This window comes from Ralstonia sp. TCR112 (genome assembly GCF_007997035.1).
In the GTDB taxonomy this organism is placed as follows: Bacteria; Pseudomonadota; Gammaproteobacteria; order Burkholderiales; family Burkholderiaceae; genus Ralstonia; species Ralstonia edaphi.
In genome coordinates this window covers 1-23,871 of record NZ_VOSS01000112.1, presented here as the reverse complement: position 1 = coordinate 23,871, position 23,871 = coordinate 1, and the positions used below count along the sequence as shown (strand labels likewise).

General features: G+C 63.1%; 23 protein-coding genes and 1 pseudogene. 12 read left to right on the top strand and 12 right to left on the bottom strand.

The annotated features are described in order from the left end of the window. Positions 1 to 6 precede the first annotated feature (6 nt). Genes FUT88_RS22820 through FUT88_RS22805 form a run of 4 tightly spaced genes read left to right on the top strand, consistent with a single transcriptional unit; the run spans position 7 to position 3,882 of the window. Positions 7 to 942: an electron transfer flavoprotein subunit alpha/FixB family protein gene (locus tag FUT88_RS22820; protein ID WP_147218638.1), complete on the top strand. Its 936-nt coding sequence runs from the start codon at positions 7 to 9 to the stop codon at positions 940 to 942. 38 nt (positions 943 to 980) lie between these two features. Next, on the top strand, positions 981 to 2,060 hold the full coding sequence (gene hppD / locus FUT88_RS22815) for a 4-hydroxyphenylpyruvate dioxygenase (protein WP_147218636.1): 1,080 nt from the start codon (positions 981 to 983) through the stop codon (positions 2,058 to 2,060). Between the two features lie 19 nt (positions 2,061 to 2,079). Continuing rightward, positions 2,080 to 3,045, top strand: a complete 966-nt coding sequence (locus FUT88_RS22810) for a dienelactone hydrolase family protein (RefSeq protein WP_147218634.1) — start codon at positions 2,080 to 2,082, stop codon at positions 3,043 to 3,045. 51 nt (positions 3,046 to 3,096) lie between these two features. Next, on the top strand, positions 3,097 to 3,882 hold the full coding sequence (locus FUT88_RS22805) for an alpha/beta fold hydrolase (protein ID WP_147218632.1): 786 nt from the start codon (positions 3,097 to 3,099) through the stop codon (positions 3,880 to 3,882). Positions 3,883 to 3,935: 53 nt separating this feature from the next. Here FUT88_RS22805 and FUT88_RS22800 read toward each other — a convergent pair whose 3' ends face one another. Beyond that, positions 3,936 to 4,883: a LysR family transcriptional regulator gene (locus tag FUT88_RS22800; protein ID WP_147218630.1), complete on the bottom strand. Its 948-nt coding sequence runs from the start codon at positions 4,881 to 4,883 to the stop codon at positions 3,936 to 3,938. A 141-nt stretch (positions 4,884 to 5,024) separates the two neighbouring features. On the opposite strand from FUT88_RS22800, the pseudogene FUT88_RS22795 reads away from it, so the two are divergent. The 3 genes and pseudogenes from FUT88_RS22795 to FUT88_RS22785 all read left to right on the top strand — a co-directional run bounded on the left by FUT88_RS22795 (position 5,025) and on the right by FUT88_RS22785 (position 6,987). Further along, a pseudogene (locus tag FUT88_RS22795) lies at positions 5,025 to 5,647 on the top strand (FMN-dependent NADH-azoreductase). A gap of 65 nt (positions 5,648 to 5,712) precedes the next feature. Continuing rightward, on the top strand, positions 5,713 to 6,021 hold the full coding sequence (locus tag FUT88_RS22790; RefSeq protein ID WP_147218628.1) for a YciI family protein: 309 nt from the start codon (positions 5,713 to 5,715) through the stop codon (positions 6,019 to 6,021). 54 nt (positions 6,022 to 6,075) lie between these two features. Then, a complete protein-coding gene (locus FUT88_RS22785; protein WP_147218626.1) occupies positions 6,076 to 6,987 on the top strand; it encodes an MBL fold metallo-hydrolase in 912 nt (303 codons plus the stop codon). 10 nt (positions 6,988 to 6,997) lie between these two features. Here the strand turns inward: FUT88_RS22785 and FUT88_RS22780 are convergent, their stop codons facing one another. After that, a complete protein-coding gene (locus FUT88_RS22780; RefSeq protein ID WP_147218624.1) occupies positions 6,998 to 8,047 on the bottom strand; it encodes an MBL fold metallo-hydrolase in 1,050 nt (349 codons plus the stop codon). A gap of 158 nt (positions 8,048 to 8,205) precedes the next feature. Here FUT88_RS22780 and FUT88_RS22775 point away from each other — a divergent pair, with 158 nt between their 5' ends. From FUT88_RS22775 to FUT88_RS22755, 5 genes are all read left to right on the top strand, one after another. Beyond that, positions 8,206 to 9,096, top strand: coding sequence for a LysR family transcriptional regulator (locus FUT88_RS22775; protein ID WP_147218622.1), 891 nt, complete (start codon positions 8,206 to 8,208; stop codon positions 9,094 to 9,096). Positions 9,097 to 9,795: 699 nt separating this feature from the next. Beyond that, positions 9,796 to 10,086, top strand: a complete 291-nt coding sequence (gene groES / locus FUT88_RS22770; protein ID WP_009238929.1) for a co-chaperone GroES — start codon at positions 9,796 to 9,798, stop codon at positions 10,084 to 10,086. 101 nt (positions 10,087 to 10,187) lie between these two features. Beyond that, complete coding sequence (gene groL / locus FUT88_RS22765; RefSeq protein ID WP_147218620.1) at positions 10,188 to 11,831, top strand: chaperonin GroEL; 1,644 nt, start codon at positions 10,188 to 10,190, stop codon at positions 11,829 to 11,831. 230 nt (positions 11,832 to 12,061) lie between these two features. After that, positions 12,062 to 13,135, top strand: a complete 1,074-nt coding sequence (locus FUT88_RS22760) for a YjgN family protein (RefSeq protein WP_147218618.1) — start codon at positions 12,062 to 12,064, stop codon at positions 13,133 to 13,135. Between the two features lie 28 nt (positions 13,136 to 13,163). Then, positions 13,164 to 14,249 carry a M48 family metallopeptidase gene (locus tag FUT88_RS22755; RefSeq protein WP_147218616.1) on the top strand — a complete coding sequence of 362 codons (1,086 nt, stop codon included), beginning with the start codon at positions 13,164 to 13,166 and terminating at the stop codon, positions 14,247 to 14,249. 19 nt (positions 14,250 to 14,268) lie between these two features. Here FUT88_RS22755 and FUT88_RS22750 read toward each other — a convergent pair whose 3' ends face one another. The 10 genes from FUT88_RS22750 to FUT88_RS22705 form a co-directional block, all read right to left on the bottom strand. Continuing rightward, on the bottom strand, positions 14,269 to 14,697 hold the full coding sequence (locus FUT88_RS22750) for a GtrA family protein (RefSeq protein ID WP_147218614.1): 429 nt from the start codon (positions 14,695 to 14,697) through the stop codon (positions 14,269 to 14,271). 19 nt (positions 14,698 to 14,716) lie between these two features. Next, on the bottom strand, positions 14,717 to 15,790 hold the full coding sequence (locus tag FUT88_RS22745) for a glycosyltransferase family 2 protein (RefSeq protein WP_147218612.1): 1,074 nt from the start codon (positions 15,788 to 15,790) through the stop codon (positions 14,717 to 14,719). Positions 15,791 to 15,845: 55 nt separating this feature from the next. Next, positions 15,846 to 17,150: a glycosyltransferase family 87 protein gene (locus tag FUT88_RS22740; protein WP_147218610.1), complete on the bottom strand. Its 1,305-nt coding sequence runs from the start codon at positions 17,148 to 17,150 to the stop codon at positions 15,846 to 15,848. 29 nt (positions 17,151 to 17,179) lie between these two features. Then, a complete protein-coding gene (locus tag FUT88_RS22735) occupies positions 17,180 to 18,202 on the bottom strand; it encodes a TadG family pilus assembly protein (RefSeq protein ID WP_147218608.1) in 1,023 nt (340 codons plus the stop codon). A 31-nt stretch (positions 18,203 to 18,233) separates the two neighbouring features. Next, on the bottom strand, positions 18,234 to 18,680 hold the full coding sequence (locus FUT88_RS22730) for a TadE/TadG family type IV pilus assembly protein (protein ID WP_147218606.1): 447 nt from the start codon (positions 18,678 to 18,680) through the stop codon (positions 18,234 to 18,236). A gap of 45 nt (positions 18,681 to 18,725) precedes the next feature. Next, positions 18,726 to 19,670, bottom strand: coding sequence for a type II secretion system F family protein (locus FUT88_RS22725; protein ID WP_147218604.1), 945 nt, complete (start codon positions 19,668 to 19,670; stop codon positions 18,726 to 18,728). Positions 19,671 to 19,732: 62 nt separating this feature from the next. Next, positions 19,733 to 20,710: a type II secretion system F family protein gene (locus FUT88_RS22720; RefSeq protein WP_147218602.1), complete on the bottom strand. Its 978-nt coding sequence runs from the start codon at positions 20,708 to 20,710 to the stop codon at positions 19,733 to 19,735. A 12-nt stretch (positions 20,711 to 20,722) separates the two neighbouring features. Next, positions 20,723 to 22,087 (bottom strand): CpaF family protein, encoded by a 1,365-nt coding sequence (locus FUT88_RS22715; protein WP_102064658.1) that lies wholly within the window; start codon positions 22,085 to 22,087, stop codon positions 20,723 to 20,725. A gap of 39 nt (positions 22,088 to 22,126) precedes the next feature. Continuing rightward, the gene (locus tag FUT88_RS22710) at positions 22,127 to 23,320 is read right to left on the bottom strand and encodes a CpaE family protein (RefSeq protein WP_147218600.1); all 1,194 of its coding nucleotides are present in this window, start codon (positions 23,318 to 23,320) and stop codon (positions 22,127 to 22,129) included. Positions 23,321 to 23,401: 81 nt separating this feature from the next. Further along, the gene (locus FUT88_RS22705) at positions 23,402 to 23,710 is read right to left on the bottom strand and encodes a hypothetical protein (RefSeq protein ID WP_147218598.1); all 309 of its coding nucleotides are present in this window, start codon (positions 23,708 to 23,710) and stop codon (positions 23,402 to 23,404) included. Positions 23,711 to 23,871: the final 161 nt, after the last annotated feature.

The following is a 23,871-nucleotide window of genomic DNA, read 5'->3' as shown; positions in this document are numbered from 1 at the left end:
ATCAAGATGACCGCACTCGTTATTGCTGAACACGACAATCAATCCATCAAGGCCGCGACGCTGAATACCGTGACGGCCGCCGCCCAATGCGGCGGTGACGTCCATGTGCTGGTGGCCGGCGCTGGCTGCGGCGCGGCTGCACAGGCCGCCGCGCAGATCGCCGGCGTGACCAAGGTGCTGGTAGCCGACGCCCCGCAGTTTGCCGATGGCCTGGCCGAGAACGTCGCCGAGCAGGCCCTGGCCGTTGCCGGTAACTACAGCCACATCCTGGCGCCCGCCACCGCCTACGGCAAGAACATCCTGCCGCGTGTGGCCGCCAAGCTGGACGTGGCCCAGCTGTCCGACATCACCAAGGTCGACGGCCCGGACACCTTCGAGCGCCCGATCTACGCCGGCAACGCGATTGCCACCGTGCAATCGACCGACAAGGTGAAGGTGATCACCGTGCGCGGCACGGCATTCGACCCCGCTGCCGCCACCGGTGGCTCCGCTGCTACCGAAAACCTGACTGCCGTGGCTGATGCCGGCATCTCGCAATTCGTCTCGCGCGAAGTGACGAAGAGCGACCGCCCGGAACTGACCGCCGCGAAGATCATCGTGTCCGGTGGCCGTGGCGTGGGCTCGGGCGAGAACTACACCAAGGTGCTGACGCCGCTGGCCGACAAGCTGGGCGCAGCGCTGGGCGCCTCGCGCGCGGCAGTGGACGCCGGCTTCGTGCCGAACGACTATCAGGTCGGCCAGACGGGCAAGATCGTCGCGCCGCAGCTGTACATCGCCGTCGGTATCTCGGGCGCGATCCAGCACTTGGCCGGCATGAAGGATTCGAAGGTGATCGTGGCGATCAACAAGGATCCGGAAGCGCCGATCTTCCAGGTGGCGGACTACGGCCTCGTGGGTGATCTGAACACCGTGGTGCCGGAGCTCGCAAGCGCAGCCGGGTGAACAGCAAACAGCAAACAGCAAACTCATGGAGAACGCTGATGGCAGATCTTTTTAGCAACCCGATGGGCTTGATGGGATTCGAGTTTGTGGAATTCTCATCCCCGACGCCAAACACCCTCGAGCCGCTGTTTGAGACGCTCGGCTTTACCCTCGTCGCGCGACATCGTTCCAAAGATGTTCTTCTTTATAGGCAAGGGGAGATCAACTTCATCGTCAACCGTGAGCCGAAAAGCCTGGCTGCCTACTTCGCGGCTGAACACGGGCCTAGCGCGTGCGGCATGGCATTCCGTGTCAGAGATTCCCATCAAGCGTTTAACCGCGCGCTCGAACTCGGTGCCCAACCGATCGACATTCCGACGGGCCCCATGGAGTTGCGCCTTCCTGCCATCAAGGGCATCGGCGGTGCGCCGATCTACCTCATCGACCGGTTTGAAGACGGCAAGTCCGTCTACGACATCGACTTCGAATTCATCGAAGGCGCGGATACGCACCCAACAGGGTATGGACTGAAGCGCATCGACCATCTGACGCACAACGTCTACCGTGGGCGCATGGCGTTCTGGGCGGCCTTCTACGAAAAATTGTTCAATTTCCGAGAGCTTCGATACTTCGACATTCAAGGCGAATACACAGGGCTGGCGTCGCGGGCGATGACGGCGCCCGATGGGAAGATCCGGATTCCCCTGAATGAAGAATCGTCCAGGGGCAGCGGCCAGATCGAAGAATTCCTCCTGCAGTTCAATGGAGAAGGCATTCAGCACATCGCGCTGCTGACGGGCAACCTGATCGACACCATCGATCAGCTGCAGTTGGCCGGCGTGCCGTTGATGACTGCGCCGAACGACTATTACTATGAAGCACTGGAGGCGCGCCTGCCGAATCATGGGCAGCCCATCGAGCAGTTGAAGGCGCGAGGCATCCTGCTGGATGGCAGTACTTCCGGCGGGAAACCTCGCCTGTTGCTGCAGATCTTTTCTCAAACCGTGCTTGGGCCGGTCTTCTTTGAATTCATTCAACGCCAGGGCGACGAAGGTTTCGGCGAAGGCAACTTCAAAGCGCTGTTCGAGTCGTTGGAGCGCGACCAAATCTCGCGCGGGACGCTCAAAACAGAAGGCTGACGTCAGGAGGGGAGATGCAATGAAGTGGTTGACTGTTTTCGCGCTCCTCTTGTGCTGCTGGGCCACCACATCACAGGCACAAAGCGGTGATATCGCGGCGCATGTTGAAGTGCATGCAATTCCGTCCCTCACGCTGTCGGACACCCAGGTCTTGACCGGCAGCAAAGATGGAAAGCCGGTAACGGTGGGGGGTGTGCTGCGCCTGGCCCAGGCAGGCGGGCGTCAACCGGTAGTGGTGCTCATTCACGGTTCCAGCGGCATTGGCCCCAACATCGAGATGTGGGAGCGCATTTTTAACGCCATGGGCATCGCCACGTTCGCTATCGACGGCTTCACGGGGCGGGGGATCGTTTCGACGAGTCGGGACCAAAGCCAACTCGGTAGGTTGAACCTCATCATCGATGCGTATGGCGCGCTTTCCGTGCTCGCGCACCATCCGCGAATTGACCCCGACAGGATTGTTCTGATGGGGTTCTCACGCGGAGGGCAGACCACGCTGTATGCGGCGATGCGTCGGCTTCATCGCTTATGGAATGCGAGCGGTGCGCGCTTCCAAGCATACATTCCATTTTATCCGGACTGCATGACGCGTTACCAGAATGACACTGACATAGACGCTCCGATCCGAGAGTTCCATGGCGCCGATGATGACTACGACCCGCCCCAACAGTGCGCTGCTTATGTACAGCGGTTGCGCAAGGCGGGCAAAGACGTTGTGATGACGGTGTACCCGGAAGCGCATCATGCATTCGATCTGCCGTTCGATATGGCACCCACGGTTGCCAAGGGATCGCAAACTGTCCGCGCGTGCCAGATTGCAGAAGACGCAAAGGGGACATTGATCAACGTCGCCACGCAATCCGAATTCAGCTTCCAGGATGCGTGCGTGCAACTGGACCCCCATGTTGGGGCCAACGCCCAGGCGAGAGATGCGGCGATCCGTGACGTCCGTGCCTACTTGGGCAGGCTTTTCTCTCAGCATTAGACACACAGGCCGACTGAATTTTTCCCTTCATAGAACGAGCGAGAGCGACTTATGAAAGTACCCCAGAGCCGGTGGCTCAAATCCGCTGCAATCTTTGTCGGGCTCATGGCGAGCCTCTTCACCCTAGCGAGCGAGGCAAAAGAAGTGGGTAGCCCGATCCGAAATATCGTCCTGGTGCATGGCGCCTTTGCCGATGGCTCCAGTTGGTCAGAGGTCATCTCGGCCTTGCAGCGCAAGGGCTACCACGTCACCGCTGTTCAGAACCCGCTGACGTCGTTGTCAGACGACGTTGCCGCCACCCGGCGTGTTCTTGCGCGGCAGTCGGGCGATGTCATTCTTGTGGGGCACTCGTATGCGGGCGCCGTGGTGACGGAAGCGGGGAACGCCGACAACGTCAAAGGCATCGTCTACCTGTCGGCGCTCGTACCGGATAGTGGAGAGTCCGTATCCGACTTGCTCACGCGGTTGAAGGCGCCCATGGATGGTTTGAAGCCCGATACGGAAGGCCTTATCTGGCTTGACGACCCGGTAGCCTATCGCAATGTCATGGCGGGCGATGTGCCTGAGCCTCGTGCACGCATTCTTGCCGCGACGCAGGTGCCCATTTCTGTCTCCGCCTTTGAGGGCAAGGTGTCTCGTGCGGCATGGCACGGCAAGCCGACGTGGTATCTCGTAACCGAAGAAGACCACGCGCTCAAGACACCCGTGCAGCGCGAGCTGGCCCAACAGATCGGGGCTCGCGTGACTTCATTGAAGTCGAGCCATATGTCGCTGGTGTCGCATCCTGGCGCAGTGGCTAACTTGATCGACCGCGCCGCCAAAGAAGCGCACCGTTGAACCCAGCCGACAATGAAGGCCGCGAGGCGTGAGCCCGGGCCTTCATTGCTTCCTCACGGCGTGTCTGGCTCGTTGGCATCCTCGTGATGTCGGAACGCATGTGACGTCATGACCGGCAACTCAGCGGCCAGGAACTCGATGAACGCGCGCACAGCCGGCACAAGACCGCGACGCGAGGGAAAGACTGCGTGAAGCTGGTGTGCCGGCATGCGGTACTCCGGCAGCAGCACCACAAGACGACCATCTTGAATGGCCTGTGCGCACAGGTCGACCGGCAACTGCGCCACGCCCGCACCACGAATCGCCATCTGCTCCAGCAGATAGACGTCGTCCGTCACCAATGCCGGCTTGTAGCGGATTTCCTTGGCGGCACCATCCGGACCGGTCAGCTCCCAGCAGGCGGACTCGCCACGCGCACCGCCAGGCCCGACGCCATTGACACCTTCCAGCGCATCGACGGAATCCAACGGGCCGTGCTTCGCCACAAAAGCTGGGCTGGCTGCAAGCACCTGTTCGCTTAACCCAAAGCTGCGCAGCACCAACTCCGAGTCATCCAGCGTGGACCGGATGCGCAAGGCGACATCGTAGCCTTCCGCAATGACATCGACGCGCCGGTTGGTCAGATCAAGCTCCAGCCGCACATCCGGATGGGCCTCAAGAAATTTGGCCAATACAGGGGCGAGAAAGATATGCGCAACGCCGACTGGGCAACTGACACGCAGCCGCCCTGATGGCTTGTCGCTCGCGCGCTCTGCCACTTCCATCGCGGCCCGCGCCGACTGCGTGATGGCCTCGCAGTGCGCATAGAAAGCCGAACCCACGTCAGTCACGCGGACTGCGCGCGTCGAGCGCTGCAGTAGCCGCACACCAAGCCGTTCCTCCAGCTCCGCCACGCAGCGGCTGACCCGAGATTTCGGGATGCCAAGCGCCCGCGCAGCACTGGAGAAATTGCCCTGCGTAACCACAGCGGCAAACATGACGAGATCGTTGAGATCCTCCACGACAGTGCTCCGAAAACGATGGCTTGGGTGAGCCAGGATTGTCTCATTCATAGGACGCTCCGTAGCGAAACACGCCCCTAGTTGCGCAAACGCCGTCCCCCTATCTTGACGTCCATCCCCACATCTTTTCGGAGAGACGTCATGCAAATCCTGCACCTCGATTCCAGCATCCTTGGCGACGCGTCTGCGTCGCGTGTCCTGAGCGCCGCCATCACGGACGAACTGCGCCGCGACAACCCGACGGCCTTGGTCGTCCATCGGGACCTCGCACGCGAGCCCATCCCGCATCTGGACGGTGCCATCGCCGCCGGCTTCCGCAGCCCAGGCGTGGGTGACTTCGATGACGCCATCCGAGCTGAACACGCACGCTCTGAAATGCTGGTCAAGGAACTGCTTGCCAGTGACGTGATTGTTGTTGCGCGCCGATGTACAACTTCTCGGTGCCCAGCCAGTTGAAGGCCTGGATCGATCGGGTGGCCCAGGTCGGCCGCACGTTCAAGTACACCGAGAACGGCCCGGTGGGCCTGATCGAGGGCAAGCGCGTGATCGTTGCCTCCACGCGCGGCGGCATGTATTCGGCTGGGCCTGCCGCAATCATGGACTTTCAAGAAGCCTATCTGAGCGCGGTGTTCGGCTTTCTAGGCATTGTCGATGTCCGTTTTGTACGCGCTGAGCGGCTCTCCCGGGGCGCAGACGCGCGCAGCGAATCCTTGAGCGCGGCGCACGCCAGCGTACGAGAGGCCGCTTACCCCACCGGGCTTTGACTCGGTTCAAGCGAGCCGCGTCGTCCAGATTCTTCCGCAACCTGATACCCCTGGAGATTGAATCCATGCTGTATGCCATCACGCTCAATTACATCCGCCCGATGGAAGAGGTGGAAAGCCATCTCGATACCCATCGCGATTGGCTCGTCGAGTACACCAGACAAGGGCGGATTCTCGTGGCCGGACCACTGGAGCCGCGAACCGGTGGCTTTGTGCTGGCCGCCTGCGACAACCGCGCGGAGCTTGATGCCATGCTCGAGAAAGACTCGTTCCACGTGCACAAGCTGGTCGACTACACCATCGTCGCGGCCACGCCCGCGCTTCGTGCCGGCGAATTTTCAGCGACATGGGCGCCCGACGCCAAAGCCGTGTAAGCCGTACCGAAAGATTTCGAATACAGACTCGCCAACCTACTGAAAACGACAACCATGAAGCTCAATGCACTGCTTAGCGCCGCAATGGCGGCCCTGTTGGTACCTGTTGGAGCCATTGCTGCTGGTGGGCCGGGTCCCGCTGCCCCAGCCGCAACACAGTTCAAGGTTGGGGCGCTCCGCGTGACGTCGCTTGCCGACGGTGTCTACGTGCTTCCCAATGACGGAACAATCTTTGGCGCCGATGTTGGCCCGAGCGCCGTAGCTGAGGTCTTGAAAGCCGCCCAGGCACCTACCGACCAGATCACGCTGCCCGTCGATGCCTTGCTCGTCCGCGATGGCTCACATCTCGTGCTGATCGACACAGGTCTCGGACCCAAGGTCGGGGGCGTATTGCTTGAAAGTCTCAAGCTGGCCGGCGTCACTGCCGCGCAGGTCACCGATGTTCTGATCACGCACCCGCATCCGGACCATATCGGCGGGCTGCTAACCGATGCGGGCGAATCCGCGTTCCCTCACGCAAAGATCTGGTTCTCGTCCATCGATTGGGCCGCCTTGCAGAAGCAGCCCGGCATGGCGGAACTTACCAAGGCCATTGGGCCGCAAGTCACGCCGTTTGACACCGGGGCCAAGGTGACGCCGTCCATCACGTCCGTTCCGCTGAAAGGACATACGCCCGGGCATGTGGGCTATGAGATCGTCTCGGGCAGCAGCCGTCTGCTCGACATCGGGGACGCCGCCCACAGCGCCATCATCTCCTTGCAGAAGCCGGAATGGACGATGGGCTTTGACAGCGAGCCGCAAGTCGCCAAGGACAACCGCCGGGCAACGCTGACACGGCTTGCGGCGTCTCACGAAACCATCTTTGCACCGCACTTTCCGTATCCGGGTATCGGTACGGTCGCGACGGCCGGGGAGGCCTTTGCGTGGCGCCCTGCCGTAGAGGCCGATGGCGCGCCGCGCAAGTAAGGAACGGCAGTCACGCTGATGGCGATAGGGGTGGCGGATTCCACATCACCGGGATCATCCGGTAGCCGTCACCATCTTGTACCAGATGGCCGAGCGCTGGGAACGGGAAGTGGAACCCGTGCACCAGCATCCTTTCCGCCACAGCCTTGTCGTACAGCGTGCGGCGCGCCTTCTCTGCCATGGCGGGGTCCATGTCTGTGGCGCCGTGCCACCCCGGGTGGCGAATGAATAGCGCGGGGTGCGTGGTCGCATCCCCCTGGATCAGAACTTTGTCGGTGCCCGATGCCACAACGAACGACGTGTGCCCCGGTGTATGACCGTGTGTCGCCAAGGCTGTGACACCTGGGGCGACTTCTGCATTGGGCTGGAACTGCTTCACGCTGTTGCCCAGAATTCCAAATATGCGACGGGCGCGCTCGAAGTTTGCCTTCATGCCTTCTGACGTTGCGCGGGCCATCTGCGCGGAGTCCATCCAAAAGCCATATTCGGCATCCGACACCCAGATCTCGGCGTTGGGAAACGCCGGCTTCCCGTCTGCGGTCACCAAGCCGCCAATGTGGTCCGCATGGAAATGGGTGATCAGTACCTTGTCGACCGCCGCCGCACTGTGGCCGGCCGCCGCCAGGTTGGTGTGGAACTGACCGCCTACGCCACGGCTCTGCCGGAATGCCGCCTCGCCCAACCCGGTGTCAATGACGACAAGCTGCCCTTGCGTTTTCACCACAGCAGGCGTGAAGGTCAGCGTGATGGCATCGGTAGGAAAAAATGCCTCATGCAGCGCGCGTGCCACCGTCGCCGGCGGGATGTTGGAAACAAAGTCATCCCTGCGTGGGAACGTGACCGACCCATCGGTGACAGAAAGCAATTCGATTTCGCCTACGGCATGTCTGTACACAGCCGGTGCAGTGTTTTGGGCCATGGGATGCGAAGTCGCGGATGCAACAGAGGCTGTGGTTGCGGCAACTGCCTTTTCCGCTGCTGCGCTTCTTGAAACGCCATACGCGGTAGCTGCTGCCAGTGTCGTGCGCGCCAGGAACGTGCGGCGTGAGACGTTGTTCATACGGAGGGCTCCTTATTTGGAGGACGCTCGCCAAGTGCTGACGCCATCCTCGGTCAATTGGCTTCTACGTAACCATTGTCGTTGCCCGCACTGTTGAAATTAAGAGATAAAAATACAAAACAGCTATATTGGCCATTCATAAATGTGGGCGGCCTACGATGGAACGCGATGATTTGATCGACCTGAACGCCTTCGTCGCAATTGCAGAAGAGAAAAGTTTCACCCGGGCGGCAGCGCGACTGTCCACGTCGCAATCTGCGCTCAGCCATACCTTGCGGCGGCTCGAAACCCGGCTTGGCGTGCGCCTGCTCACCCGCACTACCCGCAGCGTTGCTCTGACTGCAGCGGGTGAAGTGTTTCTGCAAGGCCTGAAACCGGCCTTCGAAGCCATCGACGCAAGCCTTGGTGCAGTCGGATCGTTGCGCGAGACCCCGAGCGGAAGCATCAGGATCACCGCGCCCCGGCACGCCGCAACCGCGTTGCTATGGCCCGCGCTGCGCACGTTTGCGACCGACTACCCAGACGTCGAGGTTGAGGTCAGCACAGACGCCGCGCTGCGCGATCTCTTGCGTGACAGGTTTGATGCGGGTATCCGGCTGGGTGAACTCGTTGCGGACAACATGGTTGCCGTCAGAATCGGCCCCGACCTGCGTCTGGCTGTTGTCGCGGCGCCTGAGTATGTTGCCCGTCACGGCATCCCGAAAACGCCGCGGGACCTGGCGCAGCACGCATGCATCAATTTCCGTCTGCCCGGCAGCGGCGGGCTCTATGCCTGGCAATTCAGAAAGGGACGCCAGGAATTGAAGGTGCGCGTGGGCGGGCAACTTGTCTTCAATGACCCCGACATGATCCTCGCTGCGGCGGCCGATGGGCATGGCATTGCGTGCTTGATTGAGGACCACGCTGCACAGATGATTCACAGCGACCGGCTCGTGCGGCTATTGGAGGATTGGTGCCCACCGTTCTCTGGTTACCACCTGTATTACCCCACCCGCAAAAACAACTCCGCCGCATTCCGGTTGCTGGTGGAGCGATTGCGCGCAGGGTAACGTGGCGATTTGAGTTTGCCCGGGGCAAGTGCATTTCGCTTGTCGCCCATCTGAGCCACGGAATCAGCTGGCGATGTGCCTCGTCACGCCGTCTCCTTTTGCCAAGGCTGCGTGGTGGGTGTCACAGTGGACTTGCTCTCCATCATGTCCGCCAGTTGCTCGATGACAAACGCGCGACTGCTGGCCATCCGGTCGGGAGGGATATCAAAGTTTGGAGGACCTGAGTGCTCCCACATAGCCACCCGAAGCGGCGGCAAGATCACTACAGGGGGTGTAGATGCGGGCCTGCGCGGTGTTCCGCTGCGCCGATTGTCCCCTCTCTCTTCACGGGGTAGCGCGTCCGCGGGCCTGTTTCGCTTGCCAGCTTTCCCGTAAATCTGCGTCGGGTCGGGGGCTGGATATCCGTTTGAGGTCTAGCGGACACCACGTAACTGACTGAAATACAAGGAATTTCTTGGTCTGAAGATATTTGCCCACGCTCGAGAGTTCCAAATTGAGTGACCAAAGTTCCAGATTGAGTGAATCTCGACAACAAACTTCTGCTCCCCCCGTTCTTGAAATCGTAATACCCCGTCCCTATAATTAGCACTCGCCGGACAGGAGTGCTAACAAACCTCCAGTCCCCGATGCTTTCCCGAGGCGCCGCGTTCTGCGGCGCGTTTTGTGAATAAACACTCACTTTGCATTGAGGAGTTGTGTATGAACCTGCGTCCTTTGCACGACCGCGTGATCGTGAAGCGCCTGGACAACGAAACCAAGACCGCTTCGGGCATCGTCATCCCTGACGCCGCCGCTGAAAAGCCGGATCAAGGCGAAGTGCTGGCCGTCGGCCCGGGCAAGAAAGACGACAAGGGCAATGCGATTGCGCTGGACGTGAAGGTCGGTGACCGCGTGCTGTTCGGCAAGTACGCCGGCCAGGGCGTCAAGGTGGATGGTCAGGAAGTCCTGGTCATGCGCGAAGAAGACATCATGGCCGTGGTGCAAAAGTAAGCACGCGCTGCGCCGCACCGCTTACCCGTAACCCAATCCTCATTGCCGGCGCCGCTGACTGAGCGCGCGGGCAACATCCAAAGATCTCGGAGATTCTCAAGATGGCAGCTAAAGACGTAGTGTTCGGCGACGCCGCACGTGCCAAGATGGTCGAAGGCGTGAACATTCTCGCCAACGCAGTGAAGGTGACCCTGGGCCCGAAGGGCCGCAACGTGGTGCTGGAGCGCAGCTTCGGTGGCCCGACCGTGACCAAGGACGGTGTGTCGGTCGCCAAGGAAATCGAGCTGAAGGACAAGCTGCAGAACATGGGCGCGCAAATGGTCAAGGAAGTCGCTTCCAAGACCAGCGACAACGCCGGTGACGGCACCACCACCGCAACGGTGCTGGCCCAGTCGATCGTGCGCGAAGGCATGAAGTATGTTGCCGCCGGCATGAACCCGATGGACCTGAAGCGCGGCATCGACAAGGCCGTGACGGCCGCTGTTGAAGAGCTGAAGAAGATCAGCAAGCCGACGACCACCAGCAAGGAAATCGCTCAAGTTGGCGCCATCTCGGCCAACAGCGACGAATCCATCGGCCAGCGCATCGCTGAAGCCATGGACAAGGTCGGCAAGGAAGGCGTGATCACCGTGGAAGACGGCAAGTCGCTGGCCGACGAGCTGGACGTCGTGGAAGGCATGCAGTTCGACCGCGGCTACCTGTCGCCGTACTTCATCAACAACCCGGAAAAGCAAGTTGTTCAGCTGGACAACCCGTTCGTGCTGCTGTTCGACAAGAAGATCAGCAACATCCGCGACCTGCTGCCGGTGCTGGAACAAGTGGCCAAGGCTGGCCGTCCGCTGCTGATCATCGCTGAAGACGTCGAAGGCGAAGCCCTGGCAACGCTGGTGGTGAACAACATCCGCGGCATCCTGAAGACCGCTGCCGTCAAGGCTCCGGGCTTCGGCGACCGCCGCAAGGCCATGCTGGAAGACATCGCCATCCTGACGGGCGGCCAGGTCATCGCTGAAGAAGTCGGCCTGACCCTGGAAAAGGCAACCCTGAACGATCTGGGCCAAGCCAAGCGCGTTGAAATCGGCAAGGAAAACACCACGATCATCGATGGCGCAGGCGATGCCCGCAACATTGAAGCCCGCGTGAAGCAAGTGCGTGCCCAGATCGAAGAAGCGACCTCGGACTACGACCGTGAGAAGCTGCAAGAGCGCGTGGCCAAGCTGGCCGGCGGTGTTGCCGTGATCAAGGTTGGTGCTGCCACCGAAGTCGAAATGAAGGAAAAGAAGGCCCGCGTGGAAGATGCTCTGCACGCGACCCGCGCTGCCGTGGAAGAAGGCATCGTGGCAGGTGGCGGTGTTGCACTGCTGCGTGCCCGTGCACTGATCTCCGGTCTGAAGGGTGCCAACGCTGACCAAGACGCCGGCATCAAGATCGTGCTGCGCGCCATGGAAGAGCCGCTGCGCCAGATCGTCACCAACGCTGGCGACGAGGCTTCGGTTGTGGTGTCGAAGGTGATCGAAGGTTCGGGCAACTACGGCTACAACGCCGCCACCGGCGAGTACGGTGACCTGGTGGAAATGGGCGTGCTGGACCCGACCAAGGTGACCCGCACCGCGCTGCAGAACGCCGCTTCGGTCGCTTCGCTGATGCTGACGACGGACTGCGCCGTGGCAGAACTGCCGAAGGACGATGCAGCTCCGGCAATGCCGGGCGGCATGGGTGGCATGGGCGGCATGGACGGCATGATGTAATTTGCCGTACCGGCCCTGGCCCGGCATCCTCCGGGATGGCTGTTCCAAGCAAAAAACCCCGTGGGTGCGAGCCCTCGGGGTTTTTTGTTGCCTGCATTTGTTAAGACGGTGTTAACGCAGCAATGCAGTGTGCTTCGCTACAATCGGCCCACCCGCGAGCCTCAGCGTCGTTGAATATCGATACGCGTCCTGAAGCGGGGCACGACAACAACTCAGGGAAGGGAAAACAGATGAACGACATCGCACGCGAGTCCGTCCTGGGCGGCGCCCCCGCTCCAGCTGCGCCGGAACCGTTGCGGCTGCGCTTTATCGGCAGCGGCTCGGAATACTTCCGCATCTGGATTATCAACCTGCTGCTGACCATCGTCACGCTCGGCATCTATTCGGCCTGGGCAAAGGTGCGCACGCTGCAGTATTTCTATCGCAACACCCAGCTGGCCGGGTCCAGCTTCGACTATCACGGCAGCCCGATCGCCATTCTCAAGGGCCGGGCGATCATTTTCGTGCTGGCGCTGGCGTTCAACCTGCTCGGCCATTCGTCAGCTGCGGTGGGGCTGGTACTGCTTGCGTTGATGGCGGCTGCGTTCCCGTGGCTGCTCGTACGCTCGCTGCGCTTCCGCATGGCCAACTCCAGCTACCGCGGGCTGCGCTTCGCCTTTACGGGCAAGGATGCCGAGGGCTACATGGTGTTCCTGGTGTGGCCGATCCTGAGCGTGTTTTCGCTGTACCTGTTGGCGCCGCTGGCGCATCAGCGTTTCAAGCGCTATCAGCACAAGAACACGCGCTTCGGCACCGTGCCGTTTGATTTCTCGGCCACGCCGGGCAATTTCTACGGCGTCTATCTGCGCACATTCGGTCTGGCGGTGCTGGCCGTTGTGGTGGCTGGTGTGCTGTCGCTGCTGCTGGGGGTGTCGTTCCATCGTGCGCCTGGTATTGGTCAGATCTTCGGCTTCATCGTCATCGGCTTGTTCATGTATGCGGCGATGCTGTTCTTGACGCCGTACGTCCTGTCGCGCCTGCAGAACCTGGTGTGGAGCAACACGACGCTGGGCGCGCACCGCTTTCAGAGCCAGGTGGGTGCTGGCAAGCTGTTCTGGATCTTCGTATCGAACGCGGTGATGATCGTGATCACCGTCGGCCTGTTCACGCCGTTTGCACGTGTGCGCACTGCACGCTACAAGCTGGAATCCGTGACGATGTTTGCGTCGGGCTCGCTCGACACCTTCGTGGCCGGCGAGACTACCAAGGTAAGCGCCCTGGGCGACGCCACGGTGGACTGGTACGACATCGATATCGCGCTGTAAACGCGCTGCAAGGCAAAGGCACCCCGCTGTGATTCTCGCGACCTACTTCGACGGCCGTACCTCGCGCGCGCAACCCGTGCGCCTTGCCGTCGAGGCGGGCGAGGCGGTGCTGTTCGACCCCGAGGGGACGCCACTGCGCCGTGCGCCGCTGTCTACGCTGCGGGTCTCGGAGCGCGTCAAGCATGCTCCGCGTCTGATTACGTTCGAGGACGGCGCCTTCTGCGAGGTCAACGACCCGGCGGAGCAAACCTCGCTGAATGCGCTGCTGCATCGCACCGGCTATCGCGAAGGGTGGGTCGTGCTGGCGCAGAACAGCTGGAAGCTGGCGTTGGGCGCGCTGCTGACCATGGTGGTGGTGCTGGCGCTGGGGTATCGCTACGGCTTGCCGTGGGGCGCCAAGGTGGTGGCCAATATGGTGCCGCAGCGCGCCGAGGCACAGCTGGGGCGCAGCACGCTCAAAGCCATGGACGAACGCTGGCTCCGGCCCAGCAAGCTGCCCGTCGCGCAGCAGGACCGCATCCGCGCACGGTTTGCAGCGCTGCACAGGCCGCCGCAGGCCACGCATACGTATCACATCGTGTTTCGGGATGCCGACATCGGCGCCAATGCCTTTGCGCTGCCCGGCGGCGACATCGTCGTGACCGACGCACTGGTCAAGCTGGTGGGCGAGGGCGATGGCCTGACGGGTGTGCTGGCGCATGAGGCTGGGCACGTTGAATATCGCCACGGGTTGCGGCAGGTGATTCAGTCGTCGGCCATCGGGGCAACGGCGGCGCTGCTGTTTGGCGATGTCTCGACGATCCTGTCGGGCGTGCCGGCGGCTCTGCTGACGCTGCGCTATTCGCGTGACTACGAGCGCGATGCCGACCGCTATGCCGCGCTGCTGCTGCAGGAGAACGGCTTGTCCGTCGGCGCGTTTGCCGATGTGCTGCAGGCGCTGGAAGACACGCACGGCGGCACGCGCAAGGCAGATGCCGCCAAGAAGCCCGACGCCGCCAGCGATGACGACGCCTCGGCGTTCTTCTCGTCGCACCCGCTTACGCGCGAGCGCATCGACACGCTGCGCCGCTTCGACCGCACGCACGGCGGCAGCGACAGCGGCGACGCCGACTGACCCGGAGCAAGCAGCTGCGTCAGCGGAACGTCCAGAACCGGTGCAGCATGAAGGTTAGCGGTGGCACCGTCGATAGGATGCCCGCCAGCCCCGCCCAATAGCTCAGGCCCAATGTCTGCGCGCACCACGAAATTGCCAGCGTCAGCGCGAGGCCCAACAGCGAGACGGCGTAGAAGCGCAGGAAGTTGGCGCGCGCCGGTTTGGCCGAAAAACTCCACAGGGCATTGAGCAGGTACGAGCACACATTGGCGCAGACAAACGCGGCGCCGTTGGCGGTGACCTGCGTTGCCGAGACGCCGCTGATCAGCGCCGTGGCGATCGCCACATGCACGCCGGTGGCGACGACCCCAGACACCCCAAAGCGGAACACGCGGATCAGCAACATGCGATCCGGCAGCGGAAGCACGCCTGCCAATGCGTTCATGACGCTCGATTCTGCATGTCGCATGATGCGTCTCCGGTCGGCATCAGCGCCGTGCCGCGTGGCTGCGCTGGCGTTCTCCTTGCGGCTGGCGCGGGCGAGCGCTCGCAATCGGGATCACCTGCCGGTTGTTGACGCTCGGGACGCGGCTGCGCGGGCGGCGCTCCTGATAGCGGCGCTTGACCAAGTAGATGGGGCGGCCCTTCGCTTCGTCATAGATGCGGCCGACGTATTCGCCGATCATTCCCAGACCGATCATCTGCAACCCGCCGAAGAACAGCATCAGCGACAGCTCCGAGGCGTAGCCCGGCACCACCACGCCGAAGATCATCGTGCGCAGGATGATGAAAGCGCCATAGCAGAAGGCCAGCGCGGCAACCAGCGCGCCAAGGTACGTCCAGCTGCGCAACGGCAAGGTGCTGAAACTCGTGATGCCTTCCAGCGCGAAGTTCCAGAGCCGCCAGCCGGAAAACTTTGACGTGCCCGCGCTGCGTTTCTCACGCTCGTACTGCACGATGACCGTGTTGAAACCGACCCATGCAAACAGGCCCTTCATGAAGCGGTGCCGCTCCGGCAGTTGCTTGAGCGCGTTGACCACGGCGCGGTCCATGAGCCGGAAGTCGCCCACGTTTTCGGGCAGCTTCAGGTCGGACAGGCGGTTGTGGATGCGGTAATAAGCGGCGGCTGTCACGCGCTTGAGGAACGAATCGCAGGCGCGGTTGGCGCGCTGCGCCAGCACGACCTCAGCACCTTTGCGCCAGTGCGCGACCAGCGTGGGGATCAGCTCCGGCGGATCCTGCAGGTCGGCGTCGATGGGGATGACGGCATCGCCAAGTGCTTCGTCCAGCCCCGCGGTGAGTGCGGCTTCCTTGCCGAAATTGCGCGTCAGGTCCACCACACGAATGCGGGCGTCGGCCTGCGATACGGCGACGAGCTTGGCGAGCGTGTCGTCTGCACTGCCGTCGTTCACGCACACGATCTCGAAGTGCATGCTGTCGATCGCTTCCAGGATCGGCACCACGCGGGCGAAGAACAGATGCAGCGCATCGCCTTCGTTGTAGAACGGCACGACGAGGGAAAGCAGTGGCGTGTCGTGTGGGTCTTGATGGTTCGGCTGCATGACTTCCCCCAAACTTTGATGACGGCGTGCAGACCTATGGCTGGTCTGTCGATGGTTATGCGCCGGTGCTTGTGTTGACCGCTGCCGGCACGCCTGCTACGGCTGAGAGGGCGGGCTTGGCAGCGGTGTGCACCCGTGCGTGCGTGAGCGTTCGGTGCACGATCAATGCCATCATCGCCGCCAGGAAGAACGGCCCGACCTGTGGCAGATGAAAGAGCGGATTGGTGAACTCGAACACCGGCAGCAGCCACGCCGCAACCAGTACCCCGCGCTCCATGCTCGATAGGCCGAAGCGAATGCCATGGCCGACGTAGCCTGCAATCGCCACGACCAGCCAAGTCAGCTCATACGCACGCACATACGGCGAGATCAGCAGCGTGGCGGTGGCCAGCGCTGCAATACGCAGGCCCGTATCTGCCGTGCGGCGCCACACGATGGCGGTGGCCAGCAGCGCCAGCATGGCCGTCGACATCTGGATCGCGTAAGCCAGCTTGATGCCGATGCCGGCTGCACGCGCCGCCGCCAGGAACGTTGGCATGACATACCACGCGGTGCCGCCTTGTTCGACCAGGTTGGTCTCGGCCCAGTGCGCGCTCTGAAAGAAGGCGGGCACCGTGTCCCAGCCGCAGACGGCAATGCTGATGGCCGCGAACAGCACGGCGGTGACTGCCGCGCTGGCCATCGTCTTCCATGCGCGGGTGACGAGCAGCACCACCGGAAACAGCAGCGCGAGTTGCGGCTTGATGGCGAGCAGGCCAACGGCCACACCCGCCAACACGGGCCGCTTGTCGAGCCACGCCACGGCCGTAGCGGCCAGCCCGGCGGTAAGCATGGAGTTCTGCCCCATCAGCACCGTCACAAACACGGCCGGCGAGCTGACCACCGACATCCACGCGCGCTGACGCGCATCGACCTTGTCGCCGAGCAGCCCGACCGTGGCCTTCACATAGAGCCAACCGGTGGCCAGCATGAAGAGCAGGTAGCTCGGCCACAGCGGCAACAGCGACAACGGCAGCACCACCAGCAGGAAGGTCGGCGGATACAGCCACGGCAGAATGCGCTCGCTGCCGGCTTCCAGCGTGCCGTACTGGTTGATCACCACCATGATCTTGTCGATGTCGTAAGCGTGCAGCGGATGCTCGTGCAAGGCGATGTGCGAGGCGCCCCAGAACACCGAGAAGTCCGACGCCGGCCCGGTGATGCGCGTATCGGTGAAGCCGTTCGTCACCCAGGCGCCCAGCGCGAAGATCAGCACGAACACCGCCAGCATCAGCTTGCTGCTCTTGCGCACCGTGTTGGCGTTGATCCAGTGGCGATCGGCCTTCGGCGGCTCGTGTTCGGGTTGTGACGACTGGCCCATGGCGCTTTCCTCGTGAATGGTCTGCATGCCTAGTTCGCGAGGCGCGGTGGCACGTAAGCGCCGTAGTTGGTGCCGGAACCGCCGCCGCTGACCTTCGTGTTGGTCGTGAAGTTGCCCTCGAGGTAGGAGTGCGTGCCGTTGGTGAAGATCTTCGTGATGGTGAAGCCGGCAAACGCGACTACCGGCGAGCTAGAACCGGGGACGACGTTGGCCACCACGGGCATCGTCACGGTATAGGGCAGCGCGGGAATGGCGTCGTAGACGCTGGTCTTCACGCCGGTGGAGATGTTGATGGTGTCGCCGATATTGATGGTGGTCGGGTTGCCGCTCGTGACCAGGCCTTTCTCGGTGTTGGCATCGGTGGCGCCACCAAAGCCGGTCCACTCGCCGCTGGCGCAGGTCGGGCTGCTTGCGGGGTAGCTCGCGTCGATGTCGATCACGTACGGCTTGCCGGTCGACGGATCGAGCAGCGGCTGGTTGGTGGTGTAGTTCCAGTACAGATCGAACAGGCACTTGTTGAGCGCCACCGGAAAGAGCGCGCCAGGATTGGCGCTGCCGGGCGCGGCAATGACGGCGACCGCCGTGGCGCGGATGTCTGCCGTGCCGCCACCAAACACCCATGTGAGCCAGCCAGCGACAGGCCCGCCGTTGTTGCCTGAGCTGCGGGCGATGGTGACCTGCACGCCCGGCACGTCGTTGGTACCCGGCGTGATGGTTTGCGCCTGCATGCCGGCGGGGGAGCCCGTCAGGTTCCAGTAGCCGGCCGTGACGGTGCCAGTGGCAAGGGTCTTGCCGTCGGACGCATTCAGCGTGACAGCGTTGCTGCCTTTGGTGACGGCGTTGCTCCATTGCGGCGTCGGGTTGGCTGGAAAGAGGCCCGCGGCGCCGGCCAGCGCGGCGGCATCTGCGGCGTTCTGCAGCTCATTGCGCACCACATACAGGTGCGCGACGTCGACGGCGATGGCACCGACCGACAGGAAGACGACCAGCAACATCGGGGCGATCATTCCGACCGCGCCGCGTTGCCGTAGAGAAAGGGCTCGCTTGGTCATGGCATACCTCGCACAGTGCAGGAGCTGCGGGTTACTCGCAGAGCATGGTGGTCTGCGCGCTCATCGCCAGTGATCCGGTGAACGGCGCCAGCTTGCCCAGCACGAGGCCGGTGAACGTGTACGACACCGTGACGGTGAGCGGGTTACCGGTGGCCGAGCACGTGGTGACTGCGCCGACCGTGCAGTTGGAGGCGGCGCCGAACGTGACCAGTCGGTTCTGGCAGTAGTTGGTGGCCACGCTCTGGATCTTGGTGCTCGTCGGCGCCGGCGAGCTGAACACCACGCCCGCCCGCGCCGCCTCGCGGCTCGCGTTGGTGATGACGGCCTTGTCGTACCACGCCGCACCGAATTCGACGATGCCGAACACCACCAGCAGCAGGATCGGAAAGACCAGGGCGAACTCGACGCCGGCAGCGCCGCGCATCTTGCGCGTGCGGGCAGGGCGGTGCGCGTTACGTTGAAAGGCACGGGAGCGCATGATGGTCTCCTTGAAGCGATGGCGGGTCCGCTGTTTGACTTCGACTTACTGTTGGGCCGCGACCGAGCGCAGTGCGCCGATCACCTGGATGGCGGCAGGGCCCAGCAGCACGACAAACAGCGACGGGAAGATGCAGAAGATCAGCGGGAAGAGAATCTTGGTGCCGATCTTGGCGGCGCGTTCTTCGGCCAGCATGTGGCGCTTGGTGCGGAGCATGTCCGAATGCACGCGCAGGGATTCCGCCACGCTGGTGCCGAAGCGGTCGGCCTGGATCAGCATGGCCACCAGCATGCTGACGTCTTCGACGCCGGTGCGGGCGGCCAGGTTGCGCAGCGCTTTTTCACGGGCGAGGCCGGCACGCAATTCAAGTGTCAGCAGTTCGTACTCTTCGGCCAGCGCGGGGCGGGCGGTGCGCATTTCTTCCACCACACGCAGCACGGCGGCATCCAGCCCGAGGCCCGCTTCGACGCACACCATGATGAGGTCCAGGCTGTCCGGAAACGCTTCGAAGATGTCGCGCTGGCGGCGGCGGATCTTCATGCGCAGCGCGATGTTCGGCAAGTAAAAGCCAAGCAGTGCGGCGCCGAACAGCACGCTCAGGAACTCATTCTGGTGGTTGGCATCGAAGCGGCCGAGCAACGCCATCGACAGCAACAGCGGCAGCCCGATCGCCAGCAGCGTCTTGATGCCGAAGTAGATGGCAGGTGCATCCGGCGAGCGCCAGCCGGCATGCACGAAGCGCGTACGCAGGTCGGACGCGTCCCAGCCGTCCTTGGGCAGCGACGCCTTGGCGAGCGGCTTGGCGATCTGGCTGATCTTGTGCAGCCAGTTGTTGGAGGTGTCCTGCGGCACGAGGCTCGGCGCTTCACGGTCGATTTGCCCGAGACGCCGCTGCAGCGCACTCGGCCGCAGCACATTGAGCGCCACCAGCACCGCGCCAAAAACGATGATGAACGTGCCGCCAAGCAAGACTGTCTGTGCGATCTGCATGTCCGTTCAGGGTTGCCCCCGCCTCCGAATTCTGTTCTGTGCGCTGTGGCGCTGATGTCGTGTCAGATGTGGATGCGTACGATCTGGCGGATCCACAACACGCCCACGCAGGTCATCACGATGGCGGTCCACATCATGTGAATGCCGGTCGGGTCTTTCCACAGCGTGGACATCAATTCCGGGTTCAACTGGTAGACCACCACTGCCATGCCGGGCGGCAGCGCGGTCAGGATCCAGCCCCCGAGCCGGCCTTCTGCCGACAGCACGCGCACCTTGTCGAGCAATTGCAGCCGCTTGCGGATGAGCGAGCCGACGTTGTCCAGGATCTCGGCCAGGTTGCCGCCCGATTCGCGCTGGATGAGGATGGCGATCACCAGGTAGCGCAGGTCGTCCACCGGCACGCGGTCGATCAGGCCGGCCAGCGCGTCATTGAGCGTGACGCCGTAGTTGATCTGGCCGAACACCATCGCCAGTTCTGCGCCGATCGGCTGCGGCAGTTCATCGCCGGCCATTTCCAGCGCGCTCGGCAGCGAGTGGCCGGCACGCAGCGCACGGCTGATCAGGTCGGTCGCTTCCGGCAGCTGCGCTTCGAGCTTCATCAGTCGGCGCGTGCGTCGATGCAGTACATAGAACAGCGGCAGCGAGGCACCCGCCGCGGCCAGCGCAACCGAGGCCACCCAGGGCGGATTGAGCGCCGAGATACCGATAACCACCGCCACCGGCACGATCAGCGTCAGTGCCAGAAACCGCGCGACCGACCAATCCAGCCCCGATTGCAGCAACAGCAGGTCGAGCCGGTTGACGCGCGGCAGCTTGCCAAGCAGTGCCGCCACTTCCGGCGATTCCGCCAGCACGCGCTGCTTGAGGATGCTCTCGTCGGCGCCGTGCCGTGCGCTGCTGAGCAGGGCCATCTTCAGCCGCTGGCTCAGGCGTTTCGCCGTCTGGCTGTGGCGGCTGTCCCACCACAGATACACCCCCGATACGCCCAGCACGATGGCCACGAAAACCGAGAGCGTGAAACCGATCACCATGGTGTCCATGTCGGTTCTCCTTTAGACCTCGTATTGCACCGAGGGGTCGTACAGCGTTTCGGGCAGATGGATGCCGAAAGCCTGCAGACGTTCCGAGAACTTGGGCCGCACGCCCGTCGCGCAGAAGTGGCCCTTGATGCGGCCGTCCGCGTCGATGCCCTTGCGGCGGAAGGTGAAAATCTCCTGCATGTTCACGACTTCGCCTTCCATGCCCGTGATTTCCTGCACGCTCACCAGCTTGCGATTGCCGTCGGTCAGGCGTGTGACCTGCACCACCACCGTCAGCGCCGAGGTGATCTGCTGGCGCATCGTCTTGGGCGGCAGTTGCAGGCCCGCCATGCTGACCATGTTTTCGAGCCGGGTGAGTGCATCGCGCGGCGTGTTCGCGTGGATCGTGGCGAGCGACCCTTCGTGTCCGGTGTTCATCGCATGCAGCATGTCGAGCGCTTCTGCACCGCGCACTTCGCCGAGGATGATGCGATCGGGCCGCATCCGCAGTGCGTTCTTCACCAGCGAGCGCTGCGTGATCTCGCCACGGCCTTCGATGTTGGCGGGGCGCGTTTCCAGGCGCAGCACATGGTTCTGACGCAGTTGCAGTTCGGCCGCATCTTCAATGGTGACGATGCGTTCGTTTGCCGGGATGTAGCCCGACAGGATGTTCAGCAACGTGGTCTTGCCGCTGCCCGTGCCGCCCGAGATCAGGATGTTCAGCTTGGCCTTGACCATCGCATCGAGCAGTTGCGCCATTTCCGGCGTCATCGTGCGGAAGTTGACCAGGTCCTGGATCGTCAGCGGGTTGACGGAAAAACGCCGGATCGACAGCAGCGGCCCATCGATCGCCGAAGGCGGAATGATCGCGTTGATACGCGAGCCGTCGGGCAGCCGCGCATCGACCATCGGGCTGGATTCATCGATGCGGCGGCCGACGCGCGACACCATCTTTTCAATCACGCGCATCAGGTGGGCGTCGTCGTGGAAGGTCACGCTGGTCAGCTCGAGCTTGCCGCGGCGTTCCACGTACACGTACTTGTGCGTGTTGACGAGAATGTCGGAGACGGTCGGGTCGGCCAGCAGCGGTTCGAGGGGGCCGTAGCCGAGCATCTCGTCCTGCACGTCGGAGACGAGGCGGCGGCGTTCGCTCTCATTGAGCTGGTGCTTGCCTTCGTCGACGATGCGTTCGACCAGTTGCGCCAGTTCGCGCTTGATCTGCTCGGGCGTGAGCTGCTGCAGGCGGCTCAGTTCCACGCGGTCGATGATGATCTGGTGCACATCCTGCGCCACCTGCTGATAGGCCGCGCTGGTGTGGCCGTTCGAGCCATTGGCGTACGCAACGCGTTGCGGTAGCGCCTCGCCGGCTTGCTGAAAGAGTTGTTCTCGCAATGACATGATGGGCTCCACGCGATCGATCGATGGGTTAGGCACGCGTCAGGCGCGCACGGGCGCCGGCACTTGGTTGGCATGGCCGAACAGCTTGCGCAGCAGGCCGTCGCGCTGGGGCTGCGTGGCAGGAAACAGTTGGCGCGCCATGTCCGTCAGCGCACGACTGATCTGGCTGTTCTCGGCCACCTCCAGCACGGGCCGGCCCTGGTTGACGGAGTCGCGCACCGGGGTCGGGTCATACGGCAGCACATGCGCGACGGGCATGCCGAACGCGCTTTCCATGGTGTTCTGCGTGAACGGCACGCGCTTGTCGTACTGATTCACGACGAGCTTCAGCCGCTCCGCGCGATAGCCGAGCGAGTTGCAGATCTCCATCAGCCGGCGGCCGGCGCGCAGGTAGGCGAGGTTCAGTTGCAGCACGGCGTAAATCGCGCTGCTGTGATCCAGCACCAGGATCGACGCCGGGTTGATGTCCTGCCCCAGGTCGAACACCACCACGTCGTACATGGATGCAGCCAGCGTCAGCAGGCGTTCCAGATGCATCGCCTTGATCTCGCCGGCCTTGATCGGGTCACCAGCGCCCGACAGGACGTCGAAGTCGGGGCCGACATGCGTGACGCAGGTATCGAGCAGGGCGGCATCGAGCCGGTCAATCTGGTTGCAGACATTGGCCAGCGTTGCCGGCGGGGTCTGGTCCGTCACCAGGAAGGCGGCGTCGCCGTATTGCTGGCAGAGATCGACCAGCAGCACGTGCTTGCCATGCCGTGCACTCAGCACGTGAGCAAAGTTGGCCGCGGTGAAGGTGGTGCCGCTGCCGCCCTTGCACGACAGGAACGACAGCACCTGGCCTTCGTTGCGCGGACCGGACAGCGCGTGGCTCGTGCAGCGCTGCAGCTCGTCGCGAAACTCGTGCGCGTCGGGCGGCCACGGCAGCACGCATTGCACGCCAGCGCGCATGGCACGCATCAGCAGGTCGGCAGACGGGTTCTCCGTCAGCAGCATGCACAGCGTGTCTGGGCGGTCCGTCGTCAGGCGACGCAGTTGCTGGATGTCGTCGGTGCTGAAGCTGGCCGCTTCGAGGATCAGCAGATCCGCGCCCTGCGCAAGCCCCGGCTGCCCGAGTGCCTGGGCCGGAGCGGCGCACGTGCGCTGAACGACGTGGCTGGTGGCCTGTGCAATCAACCCTGCGAGGTATTGCAGGTGCGATTCGTCGGCGGATACGAGAGCGATCTTGGCCATGGCCTGGCTCCTGTGAGCGTCTGGTGACGCGCCGCGGGCGGCGGCGCGCTTTCCTCTTTCTGCGTTCTTGCGTAGTGCGATCTAGCGGTCCTGCGAATTCAGGCTGCTGCCCGATCCCACGCCCACCGTGAAGGCGCTGACATCGGCCGACGGCTTGACGAACTGCGTGTTGTAGCGATCCATGGCGGCGGTGGCGGCACGTCCGTCCACGCCGGTCACCGGGTCGGTGTTGGCCGAGGCATTCGGGTTGAGCGTCTGCATGGCCTGCACCGAGCGGAGGGCTTCACCGAAGTGCTTGTCGTACTCGGGCGTGGTCGTCATGCATCCGGCCAGCGTGAGAGCGATTGCGCTGCAGAGTCCCGCCCGCGCCAGCTTCGAAGTGATGTTCATGATGCGTCTCCTTGAAGGTTGTGCGGTTGGGTCAGTCATGGAAGGGCTGTTCGCCCATCGACACGAAACGGCGCGCGGCCGGTGCCGGCGCCATGGCGGCAGGCGCGGGCGGTGTGCCGTTGTCGGCCGGTGCTGCGGGTGCCGCAGCGGCGGCGGGTGCT